Origin of the sequence: Flavobacterium luteolum, assembly GCF_027111275.1 — a bacterium.
Classification (GTDB): domain Bacteria; phylum Bacteroidota; class Bacteroidia; order Flavobacteriales; family Flavobacteriaceae; genus Flavobacterium; species Flavobacterium luteolum.
Genome location: NZ_CP114286.1, coordinates 4,469,546 through 4,491,174, shown reverse-complemented (window position 1 = coordinate 4,491,174; position 21,629 = coordinate 4,469,546). Strand labels below are relative to the sequence as shown.

Below are 21,629 nucleotides of genomic sequence, written 5' to 3'. Positions count from 1 at the left end.
GTAATCTGATGACAAAAATACACTTAAGTTTTTTTACATTTGAATACAATTTTAATCAATTTAAAAAAAATGGCCTTAATAGATGCACTAAAGTGGCGTTACGCTACAAAAAAAATGAACGGACAAGCGGTTCCGCAAGAAAAAGTAGATTATATTCTTGAAGCTGCAAAGCTAGCTCCTTCTTCTTCTGGTTTACAGCCTTATAAAATTTTTGTTATTACAAACCAAGAAGTTAAAGAAAAACTTAGAGCGGTAAGTTTCGACCAAAGCCAAGTTACTGATGCTTCTCACGTTTTGGTTTGGGCTGCTTGGGATGGTTATAATTTAGAGAAAATCTCTACTGTATTTGACAAAACAATTGCTGAAAGAGGAATTCCTGCTGATGCAATGGACGAGTACAAACAAAGACTTTGGGGAATGTACGAGCCTCTTGGACAAGAATGGCATGCTAACCATGCTGCAAAACAAGCTTATATTTCGTTTGGTATTGCAATCGCTGCTGCTGCCGAACAGCAAGTAGATTCAACTCCAATGGAAGGATTTATTCCTGCTGAAGTAGATAAACTTTTAGGTTTAGGCGAACTTGGTCTAAAAAGCGTTTTAATTTTACCTCTTGGTTATAGAGATGATGCAAATGACTGGTTGGTAAATCTTAAAAAAGTAAGAACTGCTCAAGAAGAATTTATAACAGAAATCAAGTAAAAAATTAATTTTTGCTTAAATAAAAATGCTTTTGAAATGGCACAACAGTGCTTTTTCAGAAGCATTTTCAGTTTAAATATTTCATTTTCAAAACAAAAAACAAATTCAGTTTAAAATAACAAAAAACTAGTTTTAGAAGACTTATGTTATTTTTTAATTATTGTATAAAAAAAGGTACATATTACGGATAATTAAATAATATTGTATCCCTAATTTTGCCTTTATCCAAAACAATTCAATCTTATTTACAACATTTAAAATTCTAACATTATGTCTGATTTTTTAACGCAATTTGGGGAAGACCTAAAAAAGAACGTCCCAGGTTTTATTGCCGTTTCGGTAGCTGAAATCGCGAGCGGTATGTCCTATTATTCTCAGTCTGTTGTCGCAGATTTTGATCCAGAATTGGCATCTGCATACAACCTTGAAGTAGTTAAAGCAAAAATGAATGCTATTAAAGCTCTAGGATTAAAGGGTCAGGTTATTGATAATATCATGATCACCTTAAGTTCTCAAATTCACATTATTGATGTTTCTGACAATCAGGAATACTTTATTTACTTAGCGGTAGACTCAACTAAAGCTAATTTAGGTATGACAAAATCTATCCTTAATAAGTATAAAAAAGAGATCGCAGCTAAATTATAACACAATTTTGCCCCTGATAAAAAGGAATATTCAGCTCTTGAATATTCCTTTTTATTTTTTAGACCTATTATAAAATCTGCCACTCCTCTGGAACTTTATTCCTTTACGCTATTTCTTTCTATACATATTTCGTCTCTCTGAGGCTCTTCTAAAATAGAAACAATCTTTTTCTAGAAATCTCCCTATTCAAGAAATCACAAAAAACCTTTCTATTTTTATATAAATTGTTATTCGGTTCTTTTAAAATAATCTATATTTCGAAATGTTAACAAGGAACTGAATAAATGGAATTACGCGCTTATTTCGAAAAATATTCTGACGAAGCAACCTGTATTGAAGAGCTCAAAAACAAGCGTTTAGAAAACGGGCTTTTGTGCAGGAAATGCGGGCACGACGTACATTCTTTCAGACAAAATGATTTAAAATTTCAATGTAGAAAATGTGGCAGCCGTACTAGTCTTCGCTCTGGAACTGTAATGGAAAATTCTAATCTTCCTATTCGTTATTGGATGATCTGCATTGAATTGATGACGCTTTCGCATAGAAAAATGTCGATTCTTAAAATTCAATATTTACTTGGACATAAAAGATACGAACCGATCTGGCTGATGGTTCAGAAAATACGTCTGGTAATGAAAATTAGAGATGAGAAATACCGATTAAGAGCTTACTCCGAATTTGACCCCGAATTTCTCCAGAAAATAGATAAACTTGCCATGCAGAAAAAAAAGCAAAAACTGAATGATGGTGAGATTTGAAATGTGAGATGTGAGATGAAAAAACTTTTGAATAAAAAAGCCACAGATTACAAGATTAAAATGATTTTAAATCAGTGCTAATCCTGTAATCTGTGGCTCTATAATTCTATTGTTACAATTGCTTTGGAAAAATTTACAATTAACCATTCACAATTCACAATTATTATTTCTTTTTATTCTTTTTCGCTTTAGATCTTTTTGCTTTGTTTTTAGCGATCTTTTTTGCTTTTGCTTTTTCCTTAGCTTTTTTAGCTTTTGCTTTCTTTTTAGCTTTAGCTTTTAATTTTGCTTTTTTAGCTTTCTCTTTCTTTTTGTCTTTTGCTTTTTCTTTTTTCTTAGCAACAGCTTTTTTCTTTTTCTCTTTTTTCTCTTTTTCCTTTTCTTTTTCTTTCATTTTTTTACTCTTTTTAGATTTTTGCTGATTTTCCTTTTCTTCAGATGTTTCTTCTTCAGCCTCAGATGAAATTTCTTCTATTTGTGTTGATTCTTGCACTGTTTCCTCTACTGCATTATCCTCTTTTTCTGCTACTTTTTTTGGAGCTCTTTTAGGTTTTGGTTTTGCTTCTGGAGTTTCAGCAGATTCTAGAACTGGAGTCTCTTTTTGTTCGATTTCGTCATTTGAAATAACCGAAACAGCTTCTGCCTCCTGATTGATTTCATCAACAAGTATTTCTTTTGCCATTATTCTGTTAATTTTAAGAAATTGATTAAATTTATTTTTAATTAAACTAATTTTTAATGTTATTAAATCATTAAATTAACATCAAAAAATAATAAACAAAGATAGATTGAAAAAGACATTCGCCAATGTTAAGTTTTTCATTGCAAGAAAAAAAAACATCTAATATACTAAAAAACAACAACTTACCCAATGTTAAGTTTTTTATCACACTTTTTGTTGAATTAGAAAGTCTCTTGTAAGCTTTCTATAAGGGATACTTTTAATAGAAATAAAGTACATTTTGTTTAATTTCACTTTAAAATTTGATAAAATGCACCAAGATTTATCCTATCAATACATTAAACCCAACAAAAACCTTTCAGATTTTGTGGATAGTTTTTGGTGTATGGAAAATAAATCGGATGAAACACTAGAAACAATTGGCCTTCCCGACGGACGAATTGATTTATCACTTATAAAAACAGCTGAAAATCCTTTTCAAATTAGACTTCTGGGTTTAGGAACACAACAGTATGAAAAAGGAATAATTCCAGCTAACAGTTTGACGTTTGTGATTAGTTTTAAACTTCTTGCTGCTGAATATGTTTTTCATGAAAGCATTGCTGATCTTTTAAATTCAGGAAAAATACTCGAATCTGGCTTTTGGGATTTCGAAGAAAGTGATCTGGAAAATTTTGAATTGTTCTGCGAGAAAGCGGCCGTAAAAATCAATTCCTTATTAATAAAGGAAGTTGATCCCCGAAAACAAAAGCTATTCCACCTTATTTATGAAACTCATGGAGCAATGACTGTAAAAGAATTATCTGAACAATCTAGCTGGAGCAGTCGTCAGATTAACAGGTATTTCAATCAGTATTTCGGAATTTCATTAAAAGGATATTGTTCGATTCTTCGTTTTCGCGCTTCATTGGAGCATATTGCAAAAGGGAAATTGTTTCCTGAAGAGAATTTTTCTGACCAGACACATTTCATCAAAGAAATCAAAAAAATATCGGGCTCACTTCCCAAAGAACTTTTTCAAAACAAAAACGACCGATTTATACTATTATCGGCTCTTTCATCACAATAATTTTGCAACATAGATTTTAAATACAAAACTATGTTACTTAAAAATAAGAAAGTCGCTATTATTGGCGGAGGAATGGGCGGTTTAGTATTAGCTCGTCTTTTACAATTGCAGAATATTAATGTAAAAGTTTATGAAAGAGACCTCAACTCAGAAGTACGTGTTCAAGGTTCTCCTTTAGATTTGCATGAAGATTCGGGTTTGATAGCCATGAAACATGCCGATTTATTGGACGAATTTTATAAAAACATTCGCCCTAACGCCAGCAAAGCTCGAATTGTGAATCAGAATTTCGAATTAAAATTTGACGAACATGCTATTCAGAAAAACGTTTCTCAAACAAATTCAGAAAACAATCAAGATTCGCTTCAAGACATTTCAAAACCGCGTCCAGAAATAGACCGTTCAGTTCTTCGCAATATTTTATTGAATTCTCTCCTGCCTGAAACCATTGTTTGGGACAGTCAATTTATTTCTATGGAAAAAGAAAATGAAGGCTGGAGATTGTATTTCAAAAACGGAACAGCTGTTTATGCCGATCTGGTTATCGCCGCAGATGGTGCAAATTCTAAAGTGCGTCCTTATATAAGTACAGAAAAGCCCATTTATTCGGGAATTACTATGATTGAAGGCACTATTTATAACGCCAAAGAAAATGCTTCAAAACTTTTTGAGTTTTCGAAAGGCGGAAAAGTTCTTGCCATGGGAAATGAACAAACCATTATGTACGGCACAAAAGGAGATGGCTCGCTGATGTTTTTACTCAGCAGCAAAATTCCTGAAAACTGGATCGTCGAAAATGATTTGGATTTTAATGACAATCTGGAGATTTTTGAATGGTTTAAAGACATTTATCAAGATTGGAGTTCTGAATGGCACGAGCTATTTATGAGTAAAGAGTTGTATTTTATTCCGCGTCCGCAGTATTATTTTCCTTTTAATCAATCTTGGAAAACACAAGAAAACCTAACTATTATTGGCGATGCAGCGCACAGAATGCCTCCTTTTGCAGGAAAAGGCGCCAATCTAGCTATGCTTGATGCTTTTGAATTGGCAGATTGCTTAACGAACAATCTATTTTCTGACAGGAGAACTGCTATTTCTTATTTTGAAAATCGTATGCTGGAAAGAGCATCAAAGGCGTTAGCCGATACTTTAAACAACAGTGAAGAGCTTCATTCAAAAAATGCTTTACAAAGATTACTTGCAATATTTAACCGATAGAATAAAACTTAATTGTTTTTATTTCAAACACTTACATTTTTTGTTTAAATTTACAAGTATCGGAAAAGCGTAATTTTAAGTAATTATACGCCAATATAAGTTTCACCAAACAAATTTATACAATGAGGCATCTTCTACTCCTATTCTTTTTTACAGCTTTTATATCTTCTTGTTTCGGTCAAAAAATTAAAGATTCTGTTACCGAAAAATCTAAAGAAAAGAAAATTGAATTAAGGGTAATGCCATATTTGAGTTATAACAGAAATCTTGATTTTATGTTTGGTGTTATTCCAATGGCGATGTATAAAGTTAATCATGCCGATACTATTTCTCCTAAATCATTGTCTGGAATGTCGGCCATTTATACCACTAATAAATCTTATGTTTTGGCTTTCTTTAATAGATGGTATTTGAAAGAAGACAAATGGCGTTTCAAACTTTTCTTTTTTACAGGAAATCAGAATTCTCAATTTTATGTTGATGATGTAGATCAGCCAGATTTTTATGATTATGGAACCAAAACAACTATTTTAGGCATCGGTGGACAAAGAAAAATTGTTGGTAAATTTTATGGAGGTCTATCGTATACCTATTCCCATTACAACACAGTATATGAAGATAATATTTCTCCATCGTCGGTTTCACATAGCAATGCTTTAGTTGTAAACTTATTATATGATACTAGGGATGCCGTTTATTACCCTACAACAGGATACAAAATTAAATTGGACTGGTCTACTTATCCCGATTTTTTAGATAATGATCTAGCATCTAATAGAATATCCTTTCAAGCCAATAGATATATTCCTACTAGAGATAATAAAGATGTCATTGCAGTTCGTGCTTTTGGCAAATTCGGACTTGGGAATGTCGCTTTTGAACAGCAGAGCACCATCGGTGGAACAGATATTCGCGGTTATTCTGAAGGAAAATATAGAGGTGCAGGATTAATGGATATTCAGGGTGAATACCGATATAACTTTGGACAGAAAATGGGATTGGTCGGCTTTTTCGGTATTGCCACTATTTATGGTTCTGATACTCCAAGCTTTGATTGGAAAATGTATCCTGGCGGTGGTGTTGGATATCGATACAATCCATTCAAAAAATCAAAATTCAATGTTGGTCTAGACGGTGCAGTTGGTAAAGGAGATTGGGGAGTTTATTTTAGAATTGGCGAAGCTTTTTAATTTTCAGAAAAAGATTAAAACGAAGGGCTGTCTTAAAAAGGCAGCCCTTTCTTATTTATATCAGAATTCACATTCTGCATCTCTTTCCAAAGTCTTTTTTGACAGTTTGAAAACTAAATTGGATTAAAATATTTCACACTGCTTAAACTTTTTTTGTAAAAATAAGACTAAGTTCACTATTACAGTAAACGCTTATTGACGCTATTATAAAGCAGTTTATTGTTTCAAAACCTGTTTTTTATGTTTCATTTTATAATCTGCAACATACAAAAAAAAAAATCATAACTATCTTTCTTTAAATTTGAAGTAACCCCAAAATATATTCTAAATCTTAACTACGATTAATGCTCAAAATCAATTTATTAATTTAAGGTAGTTATAAATTTGCTGTGCTGCCTTTTCATTCCTGATTGCTTATGGCACAATTTTATTTTTCTTGGAGAATCTGCACTTTATCAAAAAAACTGGCTTTTGCCATTTTATTAATTTTTCTTTCCATTTTTCAAACAAACGCGCAAAACTGTACTGTAAATGCTGGAGTGCTAAATATTACAATTTGCGAAACTGATGCTTTGGTACTAGAGGGAAATAATCCTTCTCCGATAATTGGCTCTGTTTTATGGACACAAATTTCAGGTCCAACGGTTGTTATTAATTCACCCAATGCTTCCAGCACAACAGTAACAGGATATACAGGAGGCAATACCTATATTTTTAGATATAGCGCCACTTGCAGTGACGGAATATTGGCATATCAAGATAAAGTGGTTAATGTACAGCCCATTACTATTGCAAACGCAGGAGGAAACATAGCAAGTTGTCCTAATAGCTCTGGAAATTTATCTATTACCGCAAATGCTCCGCAAAATACAGGAGAAACAGGTTATTGGGAAATTGTGGGCGCTAATAATGCAGGAGTTGTAATTAACTTTCCCAATTTGCCAACCTCAACAATAAGTTTACCTGCAACAAGCTGTGGCGTAACAACACTTCAATGGGTTATTGAAGGGCCAGAATATGCTCCAGGTCAACGCTGCAGAACTACTTCGCAGATTACAGTAACAAACTATGGTGGTGTTACGCCCGTTTCTGCTGGTCCAGACCAAACTTTAAGTAATTGTTACACTACTACTCAATCTACAAATCTTAATGGAACTTACGGAGGTTGCGGTCTTAATGGGCAAAACGGTCAATGGACATTTGTAAGCGGTCCAAATACACCAACTATTGGAAGTCCTAATTCGAATAATACACAGATTTCTAATCTTGTAGAAGGTACTTATACTTTTAGATGGACTGTTACTGGGTCTTGCGCTTCTGGAAATGACACTGTAACTATAACTGTTCCGCCTGCAACACAAGATGTTACTACTCTACCAGGCGGAGATGAAAATATTTTCTTTTGCGACAACACTATTAATCAAGTTACATTGGTTGCTCAAACGCCATTATACGCAGGAGAAACGGTACAATGGACGAAAATTAGCGGGGGTTCTGCCACAATTGTATCTCCAACAAATCCGACAACATTAGTAACAGGCATTTCAGATGCTGGCGATCCTTATAAATTTAGATATACGTTAACAAACAATAATACTGGCTGCGTCTTTACTAAAGATTATAATGTTCAATATAATGGTGCAACAAGAACTATTGTTGCCAATAATGGGAATGATATAGTTGGCGCATGTAATGCGACCGTTTTTACGATTCCACTTACCGTAACTGGCACTGGTATCAATCAGTACAGAATAATAAGTGGCCCTGCCGCTTCTCCATTGGCTCCTTTTCCGACGGCATTACAAACTGTTGAAAATTCATTAACCTTAACACTTACAGTATCTGGAGAATATAATGTTGAATTTATAAGAAGTCAAGATGGTTCGCTCCCAGTTGGTTGTGATTATGGTTTTGATACTTTAAACATTTTAGTTTCAGGAGAACCTACACCTTCAAACGCAGGCTCTGATGTAAGTTTGCCCTGCGGAGATACCAGTACATTACTATCTGGTGTAGCAACTGGAGGCGAAGGTTTACATGTTTGGAATCAGCTTAGTGGTCCTAATGATGCTGTAATTGCCGATAAATTTGCTGTCGATACCCAAGTAAGCGGGCTTGTACCAGGAAGCTACGTTTTTCAATATATAACAAAAGGCGGAGGTGCTACCTGTGGTTTCTCTGTCGCAACAGTTACAATTTATGTATCTGACACCACATTGAGTACTCCCAATGCAGGTCCAGATCGTGTAGTCTGTACAAATTCTCAAGTGACACTAGCTGCCTCACCGGTTGACCCAGATGAAATTGGAGTATGGAGCCAAGTCTCCGGCCCAAGCACGATAACATTTTCAAATGTAAACGATCCAAATGCAATAGCACTTGGATTTACAGCCAATACTTCTCAGTATGTATTAAGATGGACTGTATCTTATCTTCATCCTGGTCCTTCTTGTTCATCATCAGTACAAGATGATATTACTATCATAACAAATAACTCAAGTGCCGCCTCTACTTCTGATGCAGGTCCTGACTCTTGCTATCCTTCAGGGACAACATCATTTAATCTTAGTGGAAATACACCTGGTATTTTCGAAATAGGGCTTTGGTCCGTAACTCCTGCTACAGGAGTTGTTATTGCAGATACAAGTGATCCTAATAGTTTAGTAACCGTTCCTGGAAATGGCACTTATATTTTTACATGGTCAATTGAGACAATTACTAGACTTTGTGATGCAAATACTAGTAGTGTTTCGGTTACAATTGCCGATACACCACCAACAGCAGATGCGGGACCAGATCAAGATATTTGCGGTACAACGTTAACTATGGCGGCTGTAGGAAGCAGCGGTGCGATAGGAACCTGGACTAGAATTTCAGGTGTTGGGGGTTACACCATCAGCGACATTCATGATCCCAATGCTGTTTTTACCTTTACTAATAGTGGTTTTTATATTTTTAGATGGACTGTTGATGCAGAAGTCTGTGGTGAAGCATTTGATGATGTAAGCTTAACTATTGGAATACCGCCTACTCAAGCAGTCGCAGGACCTGACCAAAATATTTGTTCCAGTACAAGCGTAACAATGGCCGGAAGTACTTACGATGCTTTTTATGAAGCTGGACAATGGTCAGTACTAACTGGCTCACCAAATGCGCCTAATATTGTTAACCCAGCTGATCCAAATACTGTTATTAACGGTCTTGTAGCAGGAACCTATACTTTTAGATGGACAATATCAGGAAAGAGCGTTTTTTTATGTCCTGCTACTTTTGATGATATGATAGTTGTTGTAAGTCCAACTGCTAATGCAGGAACAGATCAAACCTACTGTGATGTAACAAGTGTACAACTTAAAGGAAATGAAAATTCAACTGGAACATGGACACTTACAAGTGGTAATCCTGTTGGTGTTACCATTACTCAAAGTCCGGCAGACAGCTATATTGCAAATGCAACAGTAGTTCCCGGAAATACTTACGAATTTACTTACACCACTACATCAACAACATTTCCAGATAATTCAACCTGTCCTGGTTCATCTGATTCTGTCAATATTACCATTTATAGCGGAGCAAGTGTTGCCCCAAATGCTGGACCTGACCAAACTTTATGTATTACAGATGTTAGCGCTACAGCTACTATGGCTGGAAACGTAGCTCCTGCTGATGTAACAACTTCTGAATGGCGATTCTTATCACAACCTAATGGAAGTGTTGCTGTAATTACGACTCCTACATCACCTACCTCAACAATTACAAATTTAACCGTTCCTGGACTCTATATTCTTCAATGGGTTTTTGAAAGTACTTCTTGCCGACCATTATCTGATGTTGTCAGAATTGTAATGAACGAACCACCAAGTGATGCAGATGCGGGGCCAGATGACAATGTAGCCTGTCAAACTTCTTATAAAACTGCAGCAGTAGCACCAACAATAGGTATCGGAACATGGACATTTGATAGTGTCCCTTCAGGGTCAACAGCGGTAATTGATGAGCCTAACAATCCAATAACAACTTTATCAAATATAACGGTTCTAGGAACTTATATTTTAAGATGGACTGTAACAAATGGGCCATTTACAAGTCCTTCAACATGTCAGCCTTCTTCAGATACTGTAAGTATTACTTTTAACGACAATCCCCCAACTGTAGCAAATGCTGGTCCTGATCAGGAATTATGTAATGCTACCTCAGTCACTATGGCCGCTAATACGCCAACTAGTGGTGATGGATTATGGACTCAACTCTCTGGACCAACTGCCACAATAGCATCTCCAAACAATCCAAACACCTTGATGTTAGGATTAGTTGCTGGAACTTATGAATTTGAGTGGACGATTTCAACAGCCGGCTGTACTTCTAGGGATACAGTTCTTATTACAATTTATGGTTTGCCATCAACTGCTAACGCAGGTCCAGACCAGACCATTCCTCAATTTTCACCTGTAAATATGAATGCCACTGCACCTACTGTTGGCACTGGTCAGTGGACTCAAGTTTCAGGACCAAGTATTGTTGGTTTTACATCTCCTACATCTCCTACTACAGCAGTAACAGGAACTGTTCCTGGAATATATACACTGCAATGGACTGTAAGCAATGGTATTTGTGCTGTTTCGTCAGACACTATGAACCTAACTATTTTGTCAATTGCCGATCTTGAATTGACCAAAACAGTAACACCAACAACAGGAAGCATTGGCGATGTTGTTACTTTCAATATTAATGTTTTTAATAACAATGCATTGGGCGGATCTGCTACTGCAACTAATGTTTCCATACGTGATTACATTCCGTTCGGCTTTGCACTTGTTGCCGGAACGGTTACTTCGGGCGGAATATATAATGTTGGTGATAATACGATTACTTGGAGTGGTATAACAATTCCAAGTGGCAGTATCTTAAGTTTATCTTTCAAAGCCACAATTCTAGATGGCGGTTCTTATGTAAATAATGCAGAAGTTGTAAAATCAGATCAATTTGATCCTGACAGTACGCCTAACAACCAGAATCCTTCAGAAGACGATCAGGACAGTGCGACAGTAGTACTTGATGTAGCTGATTTGTCATTACAAAAAACAGTTTCACCTGCAACGGTAAGCATAAACGACAATGTTATATTTACAATTAGAGCAACTAATAGTGGGCCAAATAATGCAACTGGAATTACAGTATCAGACCATCTGCCTCCTGGATACACTTATGTAAGCGATAATGGAGGCGGAAAATATAATAATGCAACAGGGATTTGGAATGTGGGTAATCTAAACAACGGAAACTCTCTTACCTTACAAATTACAGCCAAAGTAAACGTCGTTTCATCACCAAATGACTATATTAATACTGCTGAAATAGAAACAGCTCATCAGTTTGATCCAGACAGTACTCCTGGAAATGGATTACCGGAAGATGATATGGCTAGTGCCAATATTACCTTAAAACAAGCCGATTTAGAGCTTACTAAATCCGTAACTCCAACTTCTGCCGCGGCTGGAGATGAGGTTAGCTTTACAATTAACGTAGTAAACAAAGGTCCCGGAAATGCTACTGGCGTTGGTGTAAAAGATGTTATTCCAGTAGGATATACGCTTATCCCTGGATCAGTATCTGCTGGTGGAACCTACCAAGTTGCAACGGCGACACTAGAATGGAGAAATCTAGTATTGCCAGCAAACTCCAATGTCAATCTTACTTTTAATGCTTTTGTTAATCCTTTAGGAAATTATCTCAATATTGCAGAGATAACAGCGAGCGATTTACCAGATCCTGACAGTACTCCAAATAATAACGTTGCTTCTGAAGATGATCAGGATGATGCAGAAATCACTTTCATAGGCCCTTCTGCTGACTTGTCTTTAACCAAAAACGTAGTCACAGGCAATACAAGTCCTGTGGTTGGGAGCCAAGTTTCTTTTGAACTTAAGATTACCAATGATGGTCCAAATAATGCAACCGGAGTACAAGTAACCGATTTATTGCCTACTGGTTTTCAATACGTAAATTATAGTTCGTCTGCTGGAACATATAACAGTACTACCGGAATCTGGAACGTTGGAACAGTTGATGTTGGTGTTACAGAAGCTCTTATTCTAGATGCCAAAGTACTACCAACAGGAGATTACAAAAATATCACACAAGTTACTGCCAGTAATCTTCCTGATCCTGATAGTACACCTAACAATGACGATGGAGATCAAAGCGAAGATGATGAAGATAATGTTGTCCTGACTCCTATACCTCCAGCTGCCGATTTATCATTGACAAAAACGGTGAGCAATGCTACTCCTTTGGTAGGCTCTGTTGTAACGTTTACTATTATCACCACTAATAGTGGTCCGCAAGATGCTGCTCAAGTTCAGGTAACCGATTTATTACCTTCTGGATATACTTTTGCTACTTTTAATGCAACAAGCGGAACTTATGACAGCACAACTGGTTTATGGACTCTGGATATACTAAAAAACAGTGAGTCCGAAACCTTACAGATAAATGCAATAGTCAACGCAACGGGAGATTATACTAATATTGCAGAAGTTACCAATAGTGATACTCCTGATCCAGACTCTACTCCAAATAACGGAGTGCCAACAGAAGATGATTATGGAACCGCTACAACCACTCCTATTCAGCAGTCTTCAGATTTATCTTTGGCTAAAACGGTTAATAATACTACACCATTAGTGGGTTCATTAGTCACTTTTGAAGTGGTTGTGACCAATAATGGCCCACAAGATAATCTTGGCATACAAGTAACAGATATGCTTCCGTCTGGATATACTTTTACTGGATTTACCGTTTCTACAGGAACTTATGACACCGCTACAGGAATATGGAATGTTGGCAATTTGGTAACGGGTGATGCAGAAACACTTCAGATTGTGGCAAGAGTAAATCCGAGCGGCGATTATACAAACAAAGCTGAAATAACCGCTGCAAATCTTCCAGATCCAGACTCTACTCCAAACAATGGAGTTACTACAGAAGATGATTATGCAGAAGTTACAACAACACCTGTTCCTACATCGGCAGATTTATCTTTAACTAAAACCGTAAATAATGCTGCTCCGCTTGTTGGTTCGCAAGTAATTTTCAGCATTCAGGTAACTAATTCTGGACCACAGGAAGCTAATGGAGTTACTGTTACCGATTTACTGCCTTCTGGATACACGTACGTATCGTATAGCGCGACAACAGGAAGTTATAATCCGACAACAGGTCTATGGACCGTTGGAAACATGCCTATTTCAGATTCTTATACTTTGCAAATAACGGCTTCGGTTAACGCTTCAGGAAACTATACCAATACTGCCGAAATTACAGCAAGCAATCAGCCCGATCCAGACTCCACACCAAATAATGGAGTTGCAACAGAAGATGATTACGCAACATCTACAACGGTTCCCGTGCCAACATCAGCCGATTTATCTTTAACCAAAACTGTTAGTAATACTGCTCCACTTGTAGGTTCTCAGGTGATATTCAGTCTTCAGATAAGCAATGCTGGACCTCAAACCGCAGATGGTGTTGCTGTTACCGATTTATTGCCTTCTGGATATACTTATGCTTCTTATAGTGCAACAGCCGGAAATTACGATTCGGCAACAGGTTTATGGACAATTGGAAACATAGCAACTGGTGCTACTCATACCTTACAAATCACAGCGCTGGTAAATGCGACAGGAAATTATACCAATACTGCTGAAATCACAGCAAGCAATCAGCCCGATCCAGATTCAACACCAAATAATGGAGTTGCAACGGAAGATGATTATGCAACAGCCACAACTACTCCAACAGCTCTTTCTTCTGATCTTTCTTTAACAAAATCGGTTAGTGATTCATCTCCTGTTGTTAATACAGAAATTACATTTGAAATAATTATTACTAATGGCGGGCCACAGGATAATACAAGTGTTCAGGTGACTGATTTACTACCAGCAGCGTTTACCTTTACCAGATATACCGTTTCAAGAGGAACTTATGATCCTGTTACAGGCTTATGGAATATAGGAAACTTACCAAAAAACCAATCTGAAACTTTGCAAATCAACGCAGTAGCAAATACGGTTGGAAATTTTGCGAATAAAGCAGAAGTAACCTCAGCTGGTCTCCCTGACCCTGATTCAACCCCAAATAACGGAATAATATCTGAGGACGACTATGCAACTGTGTTAGTGCAAATAGAAGATGAAGTACCGCCACCACCCCCAGTTTCTGATTTATCATTGACTAAAACAGTCAACAATGCTACACCATTAGTCGGTTCTCAAGTAACTTTTGAAGTTATAATCACCAACAGCGGAAAAGATGATAATAAAGGTGTTCAAGTTAAAGATTTGCTTCCTTCCGGATATACACTAACTGGATATACTATTTCTACAGGAACCTATACACCTTTAACAGGTTTATGGAACATTGGTAATATTATAAATGGAAAATCTGAAACTCTACACATTACAGCCATTGTAAATGAAACTGGAAATTATACCAATATTGCAGAAGTAACTGCTGCTGATTTTGAGGATCCAGACTCAACGCCAAATAATGGAGTTACTACAGAAGACGATTATGCGACCGTGACAACTACCCCGACATCTCAATCTTCTGACTTGTCTTTGACCAAAACAGTAAATAACACTATTCCCGAAGTAGATTCACTTGTAACTTTTGAAATTGTAGTGACCAATAATGGACCACAAGATAACAATGGAGTGCAAATAACTGATTTACTGCCTTCTGGGTACTCGCTTGTCAGTTTCAGTAATTCAACAGGAATATACAGTACGACTAACGGATTGTGGAATGTTGGTAATTTAGCAATGGGTCAATCAGAAACGCTTCAAGTAATAGCGCTTGTTAAAGAAATAGGCGATTACCAGAATATTGCAGAAATAACAGCAGCGGCACTTCCTGATCCAGATTCTACTCCAAATAATGGTGTTACGACAGAAGATGATTATGCAACAGCTATCGTTACTCCTGATAGATCAGGACTATTTTCTGATTTATCATTAACGAAAACAGTCAATGCTATTTCACCGCTTGTAGGTTCTCAGGTAGTTTTTGAAGTCGTTGTAAAAAATGACGGTCCACGTAATAATACAGGCGTAGAAGTAACTGATCTACTTCCTTCAGGATACACTTACAATTCTTACAATATATCTACAGGAACTTACAACCCTACAACAGGAATTTGGAATGTTGGTAACTTAATAAGCGGAAAATCAGAAACACTTCAAATTACAGCTACCGTAAATACTTCTGGGAATTATCTCAATATTGCAGAAATAACTGCTGCAGATGCTCCTGATTTAGACTCAACGCCAAATAATGGAGTTACCACAGAAGACGATTACGCAACAGCGACTGTTACTCCAAACCCACAAGCGGCAGACTTATCTTTAACTAAAACAGTTAATAATACGGTACCATTAGTAGGGTCATCAGTAATATTTGAAGTAATTGCAACTAATAATGGCCCTCAGAATACGACTGGAGTTGAAGTTACCGATTTATTGCCTTCTGGATATACTTTTGCCAATTACAGTGCTACAAAAGGAACTTACAATTCCACAACTGGAAAATGGACAATTGGCACATTCTTAAACGGAGATTCGCATGTATTACGTATAACTGCTATTGTAAATCCAACAGGAAATTATGTGAACATTGCCGAAGTAACTGCTAGTAACCTACCAGATCCTAATTCAACTCCTGGCAACGGCGTTCCAACCGAAAATGATTATGGTACAGCAACTACTTCTCCTTTAGGACAAGCAGCCGATTTATCTTTAACTAAAACAGTTAACAATACCACTCCATTAATTGGAACACCTGTAACTTTTGAAATAGTCATAACCAATCAAGGGCCGCAGAATGCAACAGGCGTAGAAGTAACCGATTTACTTCCTTCTGGTTATACTTTTAGTAATTTCACAGCAACAAAAGGAACCTATACCAATACAAATGGAAAATGGATTATTGGTTCATTAGCGAGCGGAGACGCACAAACACTTCAATTAACTGCTACTGTAAACGCGACAGGTAATTATTTAAATACGACAGAAGTCACTGCCAGCAGTCTTCCTGATCCAGATTCGACTCCGAATAATGGAATCACAACAGAAGATGATTATGCAGAAGTTGCAACAACTCCCGTTGTTCCTACGGCCGATTTATCATTAACAAAAGCCGTACTTGGCGGTAATCTTAATCCTATATTTGGTGCTACTGTTACTTTTGAAATAACAGTAAAAAACAGTGGACCACAAAATGCAACAGGTGTCAAAGTAATAGATATGCTGCCAAGCGGTTACGAATATATAGTATACAGCTCTACAGCCGGGCAATATTACAATAGTACTGGAATATGGGATATTGGAACTATTCCAACGGGAAGCTCTGAATCATTATTAATTGGAGCTAGAGTAAAAACTACAGGTGTTTACCAAAACATTGCAGAAGTTTATGCTTCTAACGAATTGGATCCTGATTCTACTCCAAATAACAATGTCAGCGGTGAAGACGATATGAGTTCTGTATTATTAACGCCAGTTCCAGCAGTAGCCGATCTTTCGATAGAGAAAAAAGTAATTAACAACATTCTCAATCCGGCAGTAGGATCGCAGATCTCATTCTCAATTACTGTAACCAACTCGGGGCCTAGTATTTCTACAGGTGTTACCATAAAAGACGTATTACCTTCTGGATACGATTATATTTTCTATAATTCGACGTCGGGAGCTTACAATACTGCAACTGGTGAATGGTCTCCTGGAATTATACTGCCAGGAAATAGCCATACTTTGGTTTTAAACGTTTTTGTAAAAAATCCGACTGGCACTCCTGATGAGTACTTAAATACTGCAGAAATCATGACTGCAGATCAGCATGATCCGGACAGTACACCAGGAAACGGAATTACGACTGAAGATGATTATGACAGTATTTCTGTCACACCAGTAATTGTAATGGCAGATTTATCGATTAAAAAAACAGCACTTAACCAGGATGCAGTTCATGATGTTGGTTCAACAGTTATTTTTACCGTCACTGTTACCAATGATGGGCCAGCGGATGCTTCTGGTGTAAGAGTTAAAGACTTGCTGCCTCCTGGATTTACCTATCAGACTAGCAGTCCTACAAGTGGTTTATACAACTACATTACAGGTATTTGGAATGTCGGAAATATTCCTACTGGAACAGATCAGTCACTAGATATTTATACAACCGTAAATAAGCCGTCAGGAATACCAGGCGAATATACAAATATCACCGAGGTTATTGCCAGTAATCTGCCCGATCCAGATTCGACTCCAAATAACGGAGTCACAACAGAAGACGATTATGACAGCTTACAGATCAAAATTGCAGTTGCCGATTTAAGTCTAGAAAAAACAGCTAGCAACCAAAATGCAAATGTAAACGAAGTTGTCACATTCACTTTACAGCTTAACAATGAAGGCCCGAGCGTTGCTACTGGTGTCGCTGTTGAAGACTTAATACCGCTTGGACTCAAGAACATCTCAAATATCAATAATGGAGGCATCTTCAGCAAGGATATTATAAAATGGGTGAATCTAACTGTTCCTGTGGGAGGTATTACACTAACCTACGAAGCAACTGTAGCCAATCCGTTTGGACTGGAAAGTGTGGATTATGTTAACATTGCTCAAGTAACTGCCAGCAATCAATTTGATCCAGACTCAACTCCAAACAATGATAACGGAGACCAGAGTGAAGATGATGAAGATTCTGAGTCTATCAACATCCCTTCTACTGATATAGCCATCAATAAAGAAGTAGATAAAACAGATGTTCCAATGGATAGCCAAGTAGTCTTTACCATAACAGCAGAGAATTTAGGCAATTTAACTGCAACAAACGTAGAAGTTCAAGATGCATTGCCTAAAGGATATTCATTAGTAAACTCAGCGACAACTTCTGGAACCTATGATTCTAAAACAGGAATATGGAGTATTCCAACGATTAATAAAGGAACTACCCAAACATTAACCCTAACAGTTAAGGTTATTGATTTTAATGATTATTTGAATAATGCCCATTTGGTTAAATTAGATCAGATAGACACCAATTCGGCAAACAATCAGGATAGCGCTACCGTTTCGCCAAACTGTCTGAAAATTTATAATGAGTTTTCACCAAATGATGACGGCCAAAACGATTTCTTCTACATTGACTGTATTGAAAGATATCCAAATAATCAGCTGGAAATCTTTAACCGCTGGGGTAATCTGGTTTACTACCAAAAAGGCTATAAAAATACCTGGGACGGAAAAGCGGAAGGTTCTGCCAAAACGCTTCCTGAAGGAACCTATTTCTATATCCTTGATTTAGGAGACGGATCTAAAAAAACCTCTGGATGGGTTTACCTCAAATAAAACCATCCAGAAAAAAGAAAATTTAAGAATAGGATTAACCAAAATAAAATTGGCTATGATTAAAAATATAAAAAAGGTTTTCGCGATAGTAACTCTATTCTCGGTATATGGAGCCTTTGCACAGCAAGACCCGCAATACACGCAGTATATGTACAACACACTCACCGTAAACTCGGCTTATGCCGGTTCGCTGGGACATTTAGCTATAACAGGAATTTACAGAACTCAATGGGTTGGTATTGAAGGTGCTCCAGACACACAAAGTTTTTCATTAGATACTCCTGTCGGGAAAAATGTGGGTCTTGGAATTTCAATCGTAAACGAAGAAATTGGGCCAACAGATGAGCAATATCTAGATGCCAATTTCTCTTATACCATTAAATCTGGAGAAAATCATAAACTTTCTTTTGGAGTAAAAGGAGGCGGACGTGTCATCAATATCGATTGGTCTAAAGGAAGTTACAAAGATCCCGATGTACAATTTCGTGAAAACATTACAAACAAATTCCTGCCTGTTATTGGAGCTGGATTGTATTGGCATGGAGAGAGAGATTATATCGGACTTTCGATTCCGAATTTTATGACCCGCGAACGTTATACTTATGATGATATCAGTGACGATCTAGTCAATGAGAGAATTCACTTGTATCTTATTGGAGGTTATGTTTTTGATCTTTCGGCACATACCAAATTCAAACCAGCTGTTTTGGTAAAATATGTGGCTGGCGCACCAATTATTGGCGATATATCAGCCAATTTTATGTTTAACAATGCTCTAACGCTGGGTGTTTCTTATCGTACATCTGATTCTGTGAGCGGTTTGGTTGGAATACAGATTACGCCAATGATTATGGCAGGTTACGCTTACGATTACACTACAACCGCATTGCAGAATTACAACAGCGGTACGCACGAAATTATGCTTCGTTTTGAACTGGTTTCACGCAAAAAAGGACTAAAATCACCAAGATTCTTTTAATACGGATAGTCTATGAAAAGAACAATTACTATACTCGCATTATTGGTTATACAGCTAATTTATTCGCAAACCAAAAACAAAACTGCCGATGCTCTTTTTGATAAGATGTATTATGTTGAAGCTGCAAAATCGTATGAACTTTCCATTAATAATGGAGATGCTTCCAAAGAAACGCTTCAGCGACTTGGAGACGCTTATTATTTCAATACAAAAATGTCTAGTGCTTCAAAATGGTATGGAAAACTGATTAATGAATACCCTAATGAAGTTTCAGCCGAATATTTATTTCGTTACGCACAGTCGCTGCAAGGAATTCAAAATTATGAACTGGCAAAAAAATGGATGAAGGCTTTTGCAGAAAAAGAAAAATCAATCGATGCGACACGAGCTAAGAATTTTTCGCTTAAGAATGTCACACTCGAAGATATTGAAAATATAAAACCCTCTTTTTTGCTTGAAAACTTAGAAATTAATTCTGCTTATTCTGATTTTGGTCCAATGTTCTACAAAGGCGATTTGGTCTACTCTACAACAATCGATTCTTCATATTGGAAAACAGACAAATACGGCTGGAATGATCAACCCTATTTAAATATGCAATTGGGAAAAATAAGCGAAACGCAATCGAATGTTACTTTTAAAGAACGTTTCGGCAAAGATATCAGTACAAAATATCACGAAGCCTGCATCGCTTTTTCTCCAGATGAAAAGACCATTTATTTTACGCGAAATAATTATAACGGAAAACTGAAACGTGACAGCAAAGGCATTAACAACCTGAAAATCTTTTCTGCTACAGCAACAGAGAACAGTAATGGTACAGTTTCTTGGAAAGATATTAAAGAACTCCCTTTTAACAGCGATAATTATTCAGTTGGACATCCTTCTGTAAGCAAAGATGGTAAAAAGCTGTATTTCGTTTCAGATATGCCAGGGACAATTGGTTCTACCGATATTTTTGTGGTTGATATTTTGGGCAATAATCAATTCTCGGAACCCAAAAATTTAGGCGAAAAAATAAATACGACAGGACGTGAAATGTTCCCATACATTACTGATCAAGCGTTGTATTTTTCTTCTGACGGATTTTTAGGTTTAGGAGGCTTAGACGTATTCGAAAGCCGATTAAACGATGGCGTTTTTGACACACCAGCCAATCTCGGTGCACCTTTAAACAGCAATAGAGATGATTTTGGATATATCGTTAACGAAGCAACTAACAAAGGTTTTGTCTGCTCTAACAGAAAAACAGGAAAAGGTGATGATGATATTTACTCTTTTGAAAGATCATGCAATCAAGCCATAAGCGGTTATGTTTATGATGCTATTTCAAACAACAGAATTGCAGGTGCTATGGTAACGCTGAAAAACGCAAATGGGATAAAAGTGGCAGAAACCGTTTCTCAGCTCGACGGAAAATATGATTTTAACAATAACGTAAATTGCAATACTCCTTATACAATTGAGGTTACAAAAGAAAATTATAACGCAAATAACAAGGCAATTGTTACCGCAAACAGCTCTGGAAAAACAGAAGCTCTGGTAGGTTTGGATCCTGCTTTGATTGCACGAGAAAATGGAGTTCTGAAAATAAAAATTGGAATTATTTTCTTTGATTTAGACAAATCAGATATACGTTATGATGCTGCTATAGAATTAAATAAAGTAGTTCTCTTAATGCATCAGTACAACACCATTGTAATCAAAATCGAATCGCATACCGACTCCCGCGCCAACGACCAGTACAATCTCGAACTCTCTGATCGAAGAGCAAAAGCCACAAGAGATTATCTCATTTCTCAAGGAGTTGCTCCCGAACGAATAGAAAGCGCAATTGGTTATGGAGAAACTCAGCTAATCAATAATTGTTCTAACGGAGTTCCATGTACAGAAGCGCAACATCAAGTCAATCGCCGAAGCGAATTCATCATAACAAAAATGTAAAAAAAACGCCTTAAGAATCCAATCTTAAGGCG

Annotated in this window: 9 protein-coding genes and 1 pseudogene; 9 read left to right on the top strand and 1 reads right to left on the bottom strand. The window is 36.8% G+C overall.

Translation table 11 applies throughout. The features are described 5' to 3' along the window. Positions 1–69 precede the first annotated feature (69 nt). The 3 genes and pseudogenes from OZP10_RS19255 to OZP10_RS19245 form a co-directional block, all read left to right on the top strand. Positions 70–702, top strand: a complete 633-nt coding sequence (locus OZP10_RS19255) for a nitroreductase family protein (protein WP_281632310.1) — start codon at positions 70–72, stop codon at positions 700–702. 270 nt (positions 703–972) lie between these two features. Beyond that, positions 973–1,350 (top strand): hypothetical protein, encoded by a 378-nt coding sequence (locus OZP10_RS19250; RefSeq protein WP_177209854.1) that lies wholly within the window; start codon positions 973–975, stop codon positions 1,348–1,350. Positions 1,351–1,634: 284 nt separating this feature from the next. Continuing rightward, positions 1,635–2,093 (top strand): annotated as a pseudogene (locus tag OZP10_RS19245) (transposase); the annotation flags it as partial. 178 nt (positions 2,094–2,271) lie between these two features. On the opposite strand, the gene OZP10_RS19240 reads toward OZP10_RS19245, so the two are convergent. After that, positions 2,272–2,790 (bottom strand): hypothetical protein, encoded by a 519-nt coding sequence (locus OZP10_RS19240; protein WP_281632309.1) that lies wholly within the window; start codon positions 2,788–2,790, stop codon positions 2,272–2,274. Positions 2,791–3,100: 310 nt separating this feature from the next. Here OZP10_RS19240 and OZP10_RS19235 point away from each other — a divergent pair, with 310 nt between their 5' ends. The 6 genes from OZP10_RS19235 (at position 3,101) to OZP10_RS19210 (ending at position 21,597) form a co-directional block, all read left to right on the top strand. Then, a complete protein-coding gene (locus OZP10_RS19235; RefSeq protein ID WP_281632308.1) occupies positions 3,101–3,859 on the top strand; it encodes a helix-turn-helix domain-containing protein in 759 nt (252 codons plus the stop codon). A 30-nt stretch (positions 3,860–3,889) separates the two neighbouring features. After that, positions 3,890–5,080, top strand: coding sequence for an FAD-dependent oxidoreductase (locus tag OZP10_RS19230; protein ID WP_281632307.1), 1,191 nt, complete (start codon positions 3,890–3,892; stop codon positions 5,078–5,080). 122 nt (positions 5,081–5,202) lie between these two features. Beyond that, on the top strand, positions 5,203–6,270 hold the full coding sequence (locus OZP10_RS19225; protein ID WP_281632306.1) for a BamA/TamA family outer membrane protein: 1,068 nt from the start codon (positions 5,203–5,205) through the stop codon (positions 6,268–6,270). A gap of 416 nt (positions 6,271–6,686) precedes the next feature. Then, positions 6,687–18,674 carry a PKD domain-containing protein gene (locus OZP10_RS19220; RefSeq protein WP_281632305.1) on the top strand — a complete coding sequence of 3,996 codons (11,988 nt, stop codon included), beginning with the start codon at positions 6,687–6,689 and terminating at the stop codon, positions 18,672–18,674. A 55-nt stretch (positions 18,675–18,729) separates the two neighbouring features. Then, positions 18,730–19,653: a PorP/SprF family type IX secretion system membrane protein gene (locus tag OZP10_RS19215; RefSeq protein WP_281632304.1), complete on the top strand. Its 924-nt coding sequence runs from the start codon at positions 18,730–18,732 to the stop codon at positions 19,651–19,653. A 12-nt stretch (positions 19,654–19,665) separates the two neighbouring features. After that, positions 19,666–21,597, top strand: coding sequence for an OmpA family protein (locus tag OZP10_RS19210; RefSeq protein WP_281632303.1), 1,932 nt, complete (start codon positions 19,666–19,668; stop codon positions 21,595–21,597). The last annotated feature ends 32 nt before the right edge of the window (positions 21,598–21,629 follow it).

What these genes read in the sequence shown, in the direction of transcription:
- OZP10_RS19210 (WP_281632303.1), top strand. Translation starts at nt 19,666, where the DNA reads ATGAAAAGAACAATTACTATACTCGCATTATTGGTTATACAGCTAATT.
- OZP10_RS19240 (WP_281632309.1), bottom strand. Translation starts at nt 2,790, where the DNA reads ATGGCAAAAGAAATACTTGTTGATGAAATCAATCAGGAGGCAGAAGCT.
- OZP10_RS19235 (WP_281632308.1), top strand. Translation starts at nt 3,101, where the DNA reads ATGCACCAAGATTTATCCTATCAATACATTAAACCCAACAAAAACCTT.
- OZP10_RS19230 (WP_281632307.1), top strand. Translation starts at nt 3,890, where the DNA reads ATGTTACTTAAAAATAAGAAAGTCGCTATTATTGGCGGAGGAATGGGC.
- OZP10_RS19225 (WP_281632306.1), top strand. Translation starts at nt 5,203, where the DNA reads ATGAGGCATCTTCTACTCCTATTCTTTTTTACAGCTTTTATATCTTCT.
- OZP10_RS19215 (WP_281632304.1), top strand. Translation starts at nt 18,730, where the DNA reads ATGATTAAAAATATAAAAAAGGTTTTCGCGATAGTAACTCTATTCTCG.
- OZP10_RS19255 (WP_281632310.1), top strand. Translation starts at nt 70, where the DNA reads ATGGCCTTAATAGATGCACTAAAGTGGCGTTACGCTACAAAAAAAATG.
- OZP10_RS19220 (WP_281632305.1), top strand. Translation starts at nt 6,687, where the DNA reads ATGGCACAATTTTATTTTTCTTGGAGAATCTGCACTTTATCAAAAAAA.
- OZP10_RS19250 (WP_177209854.1), top strand. Translation starts at nt 973, where the DNA reads ATGTCTGATTTTTTAACGCAATTTGGGGAAGACCTAAAAAAGAACGTC.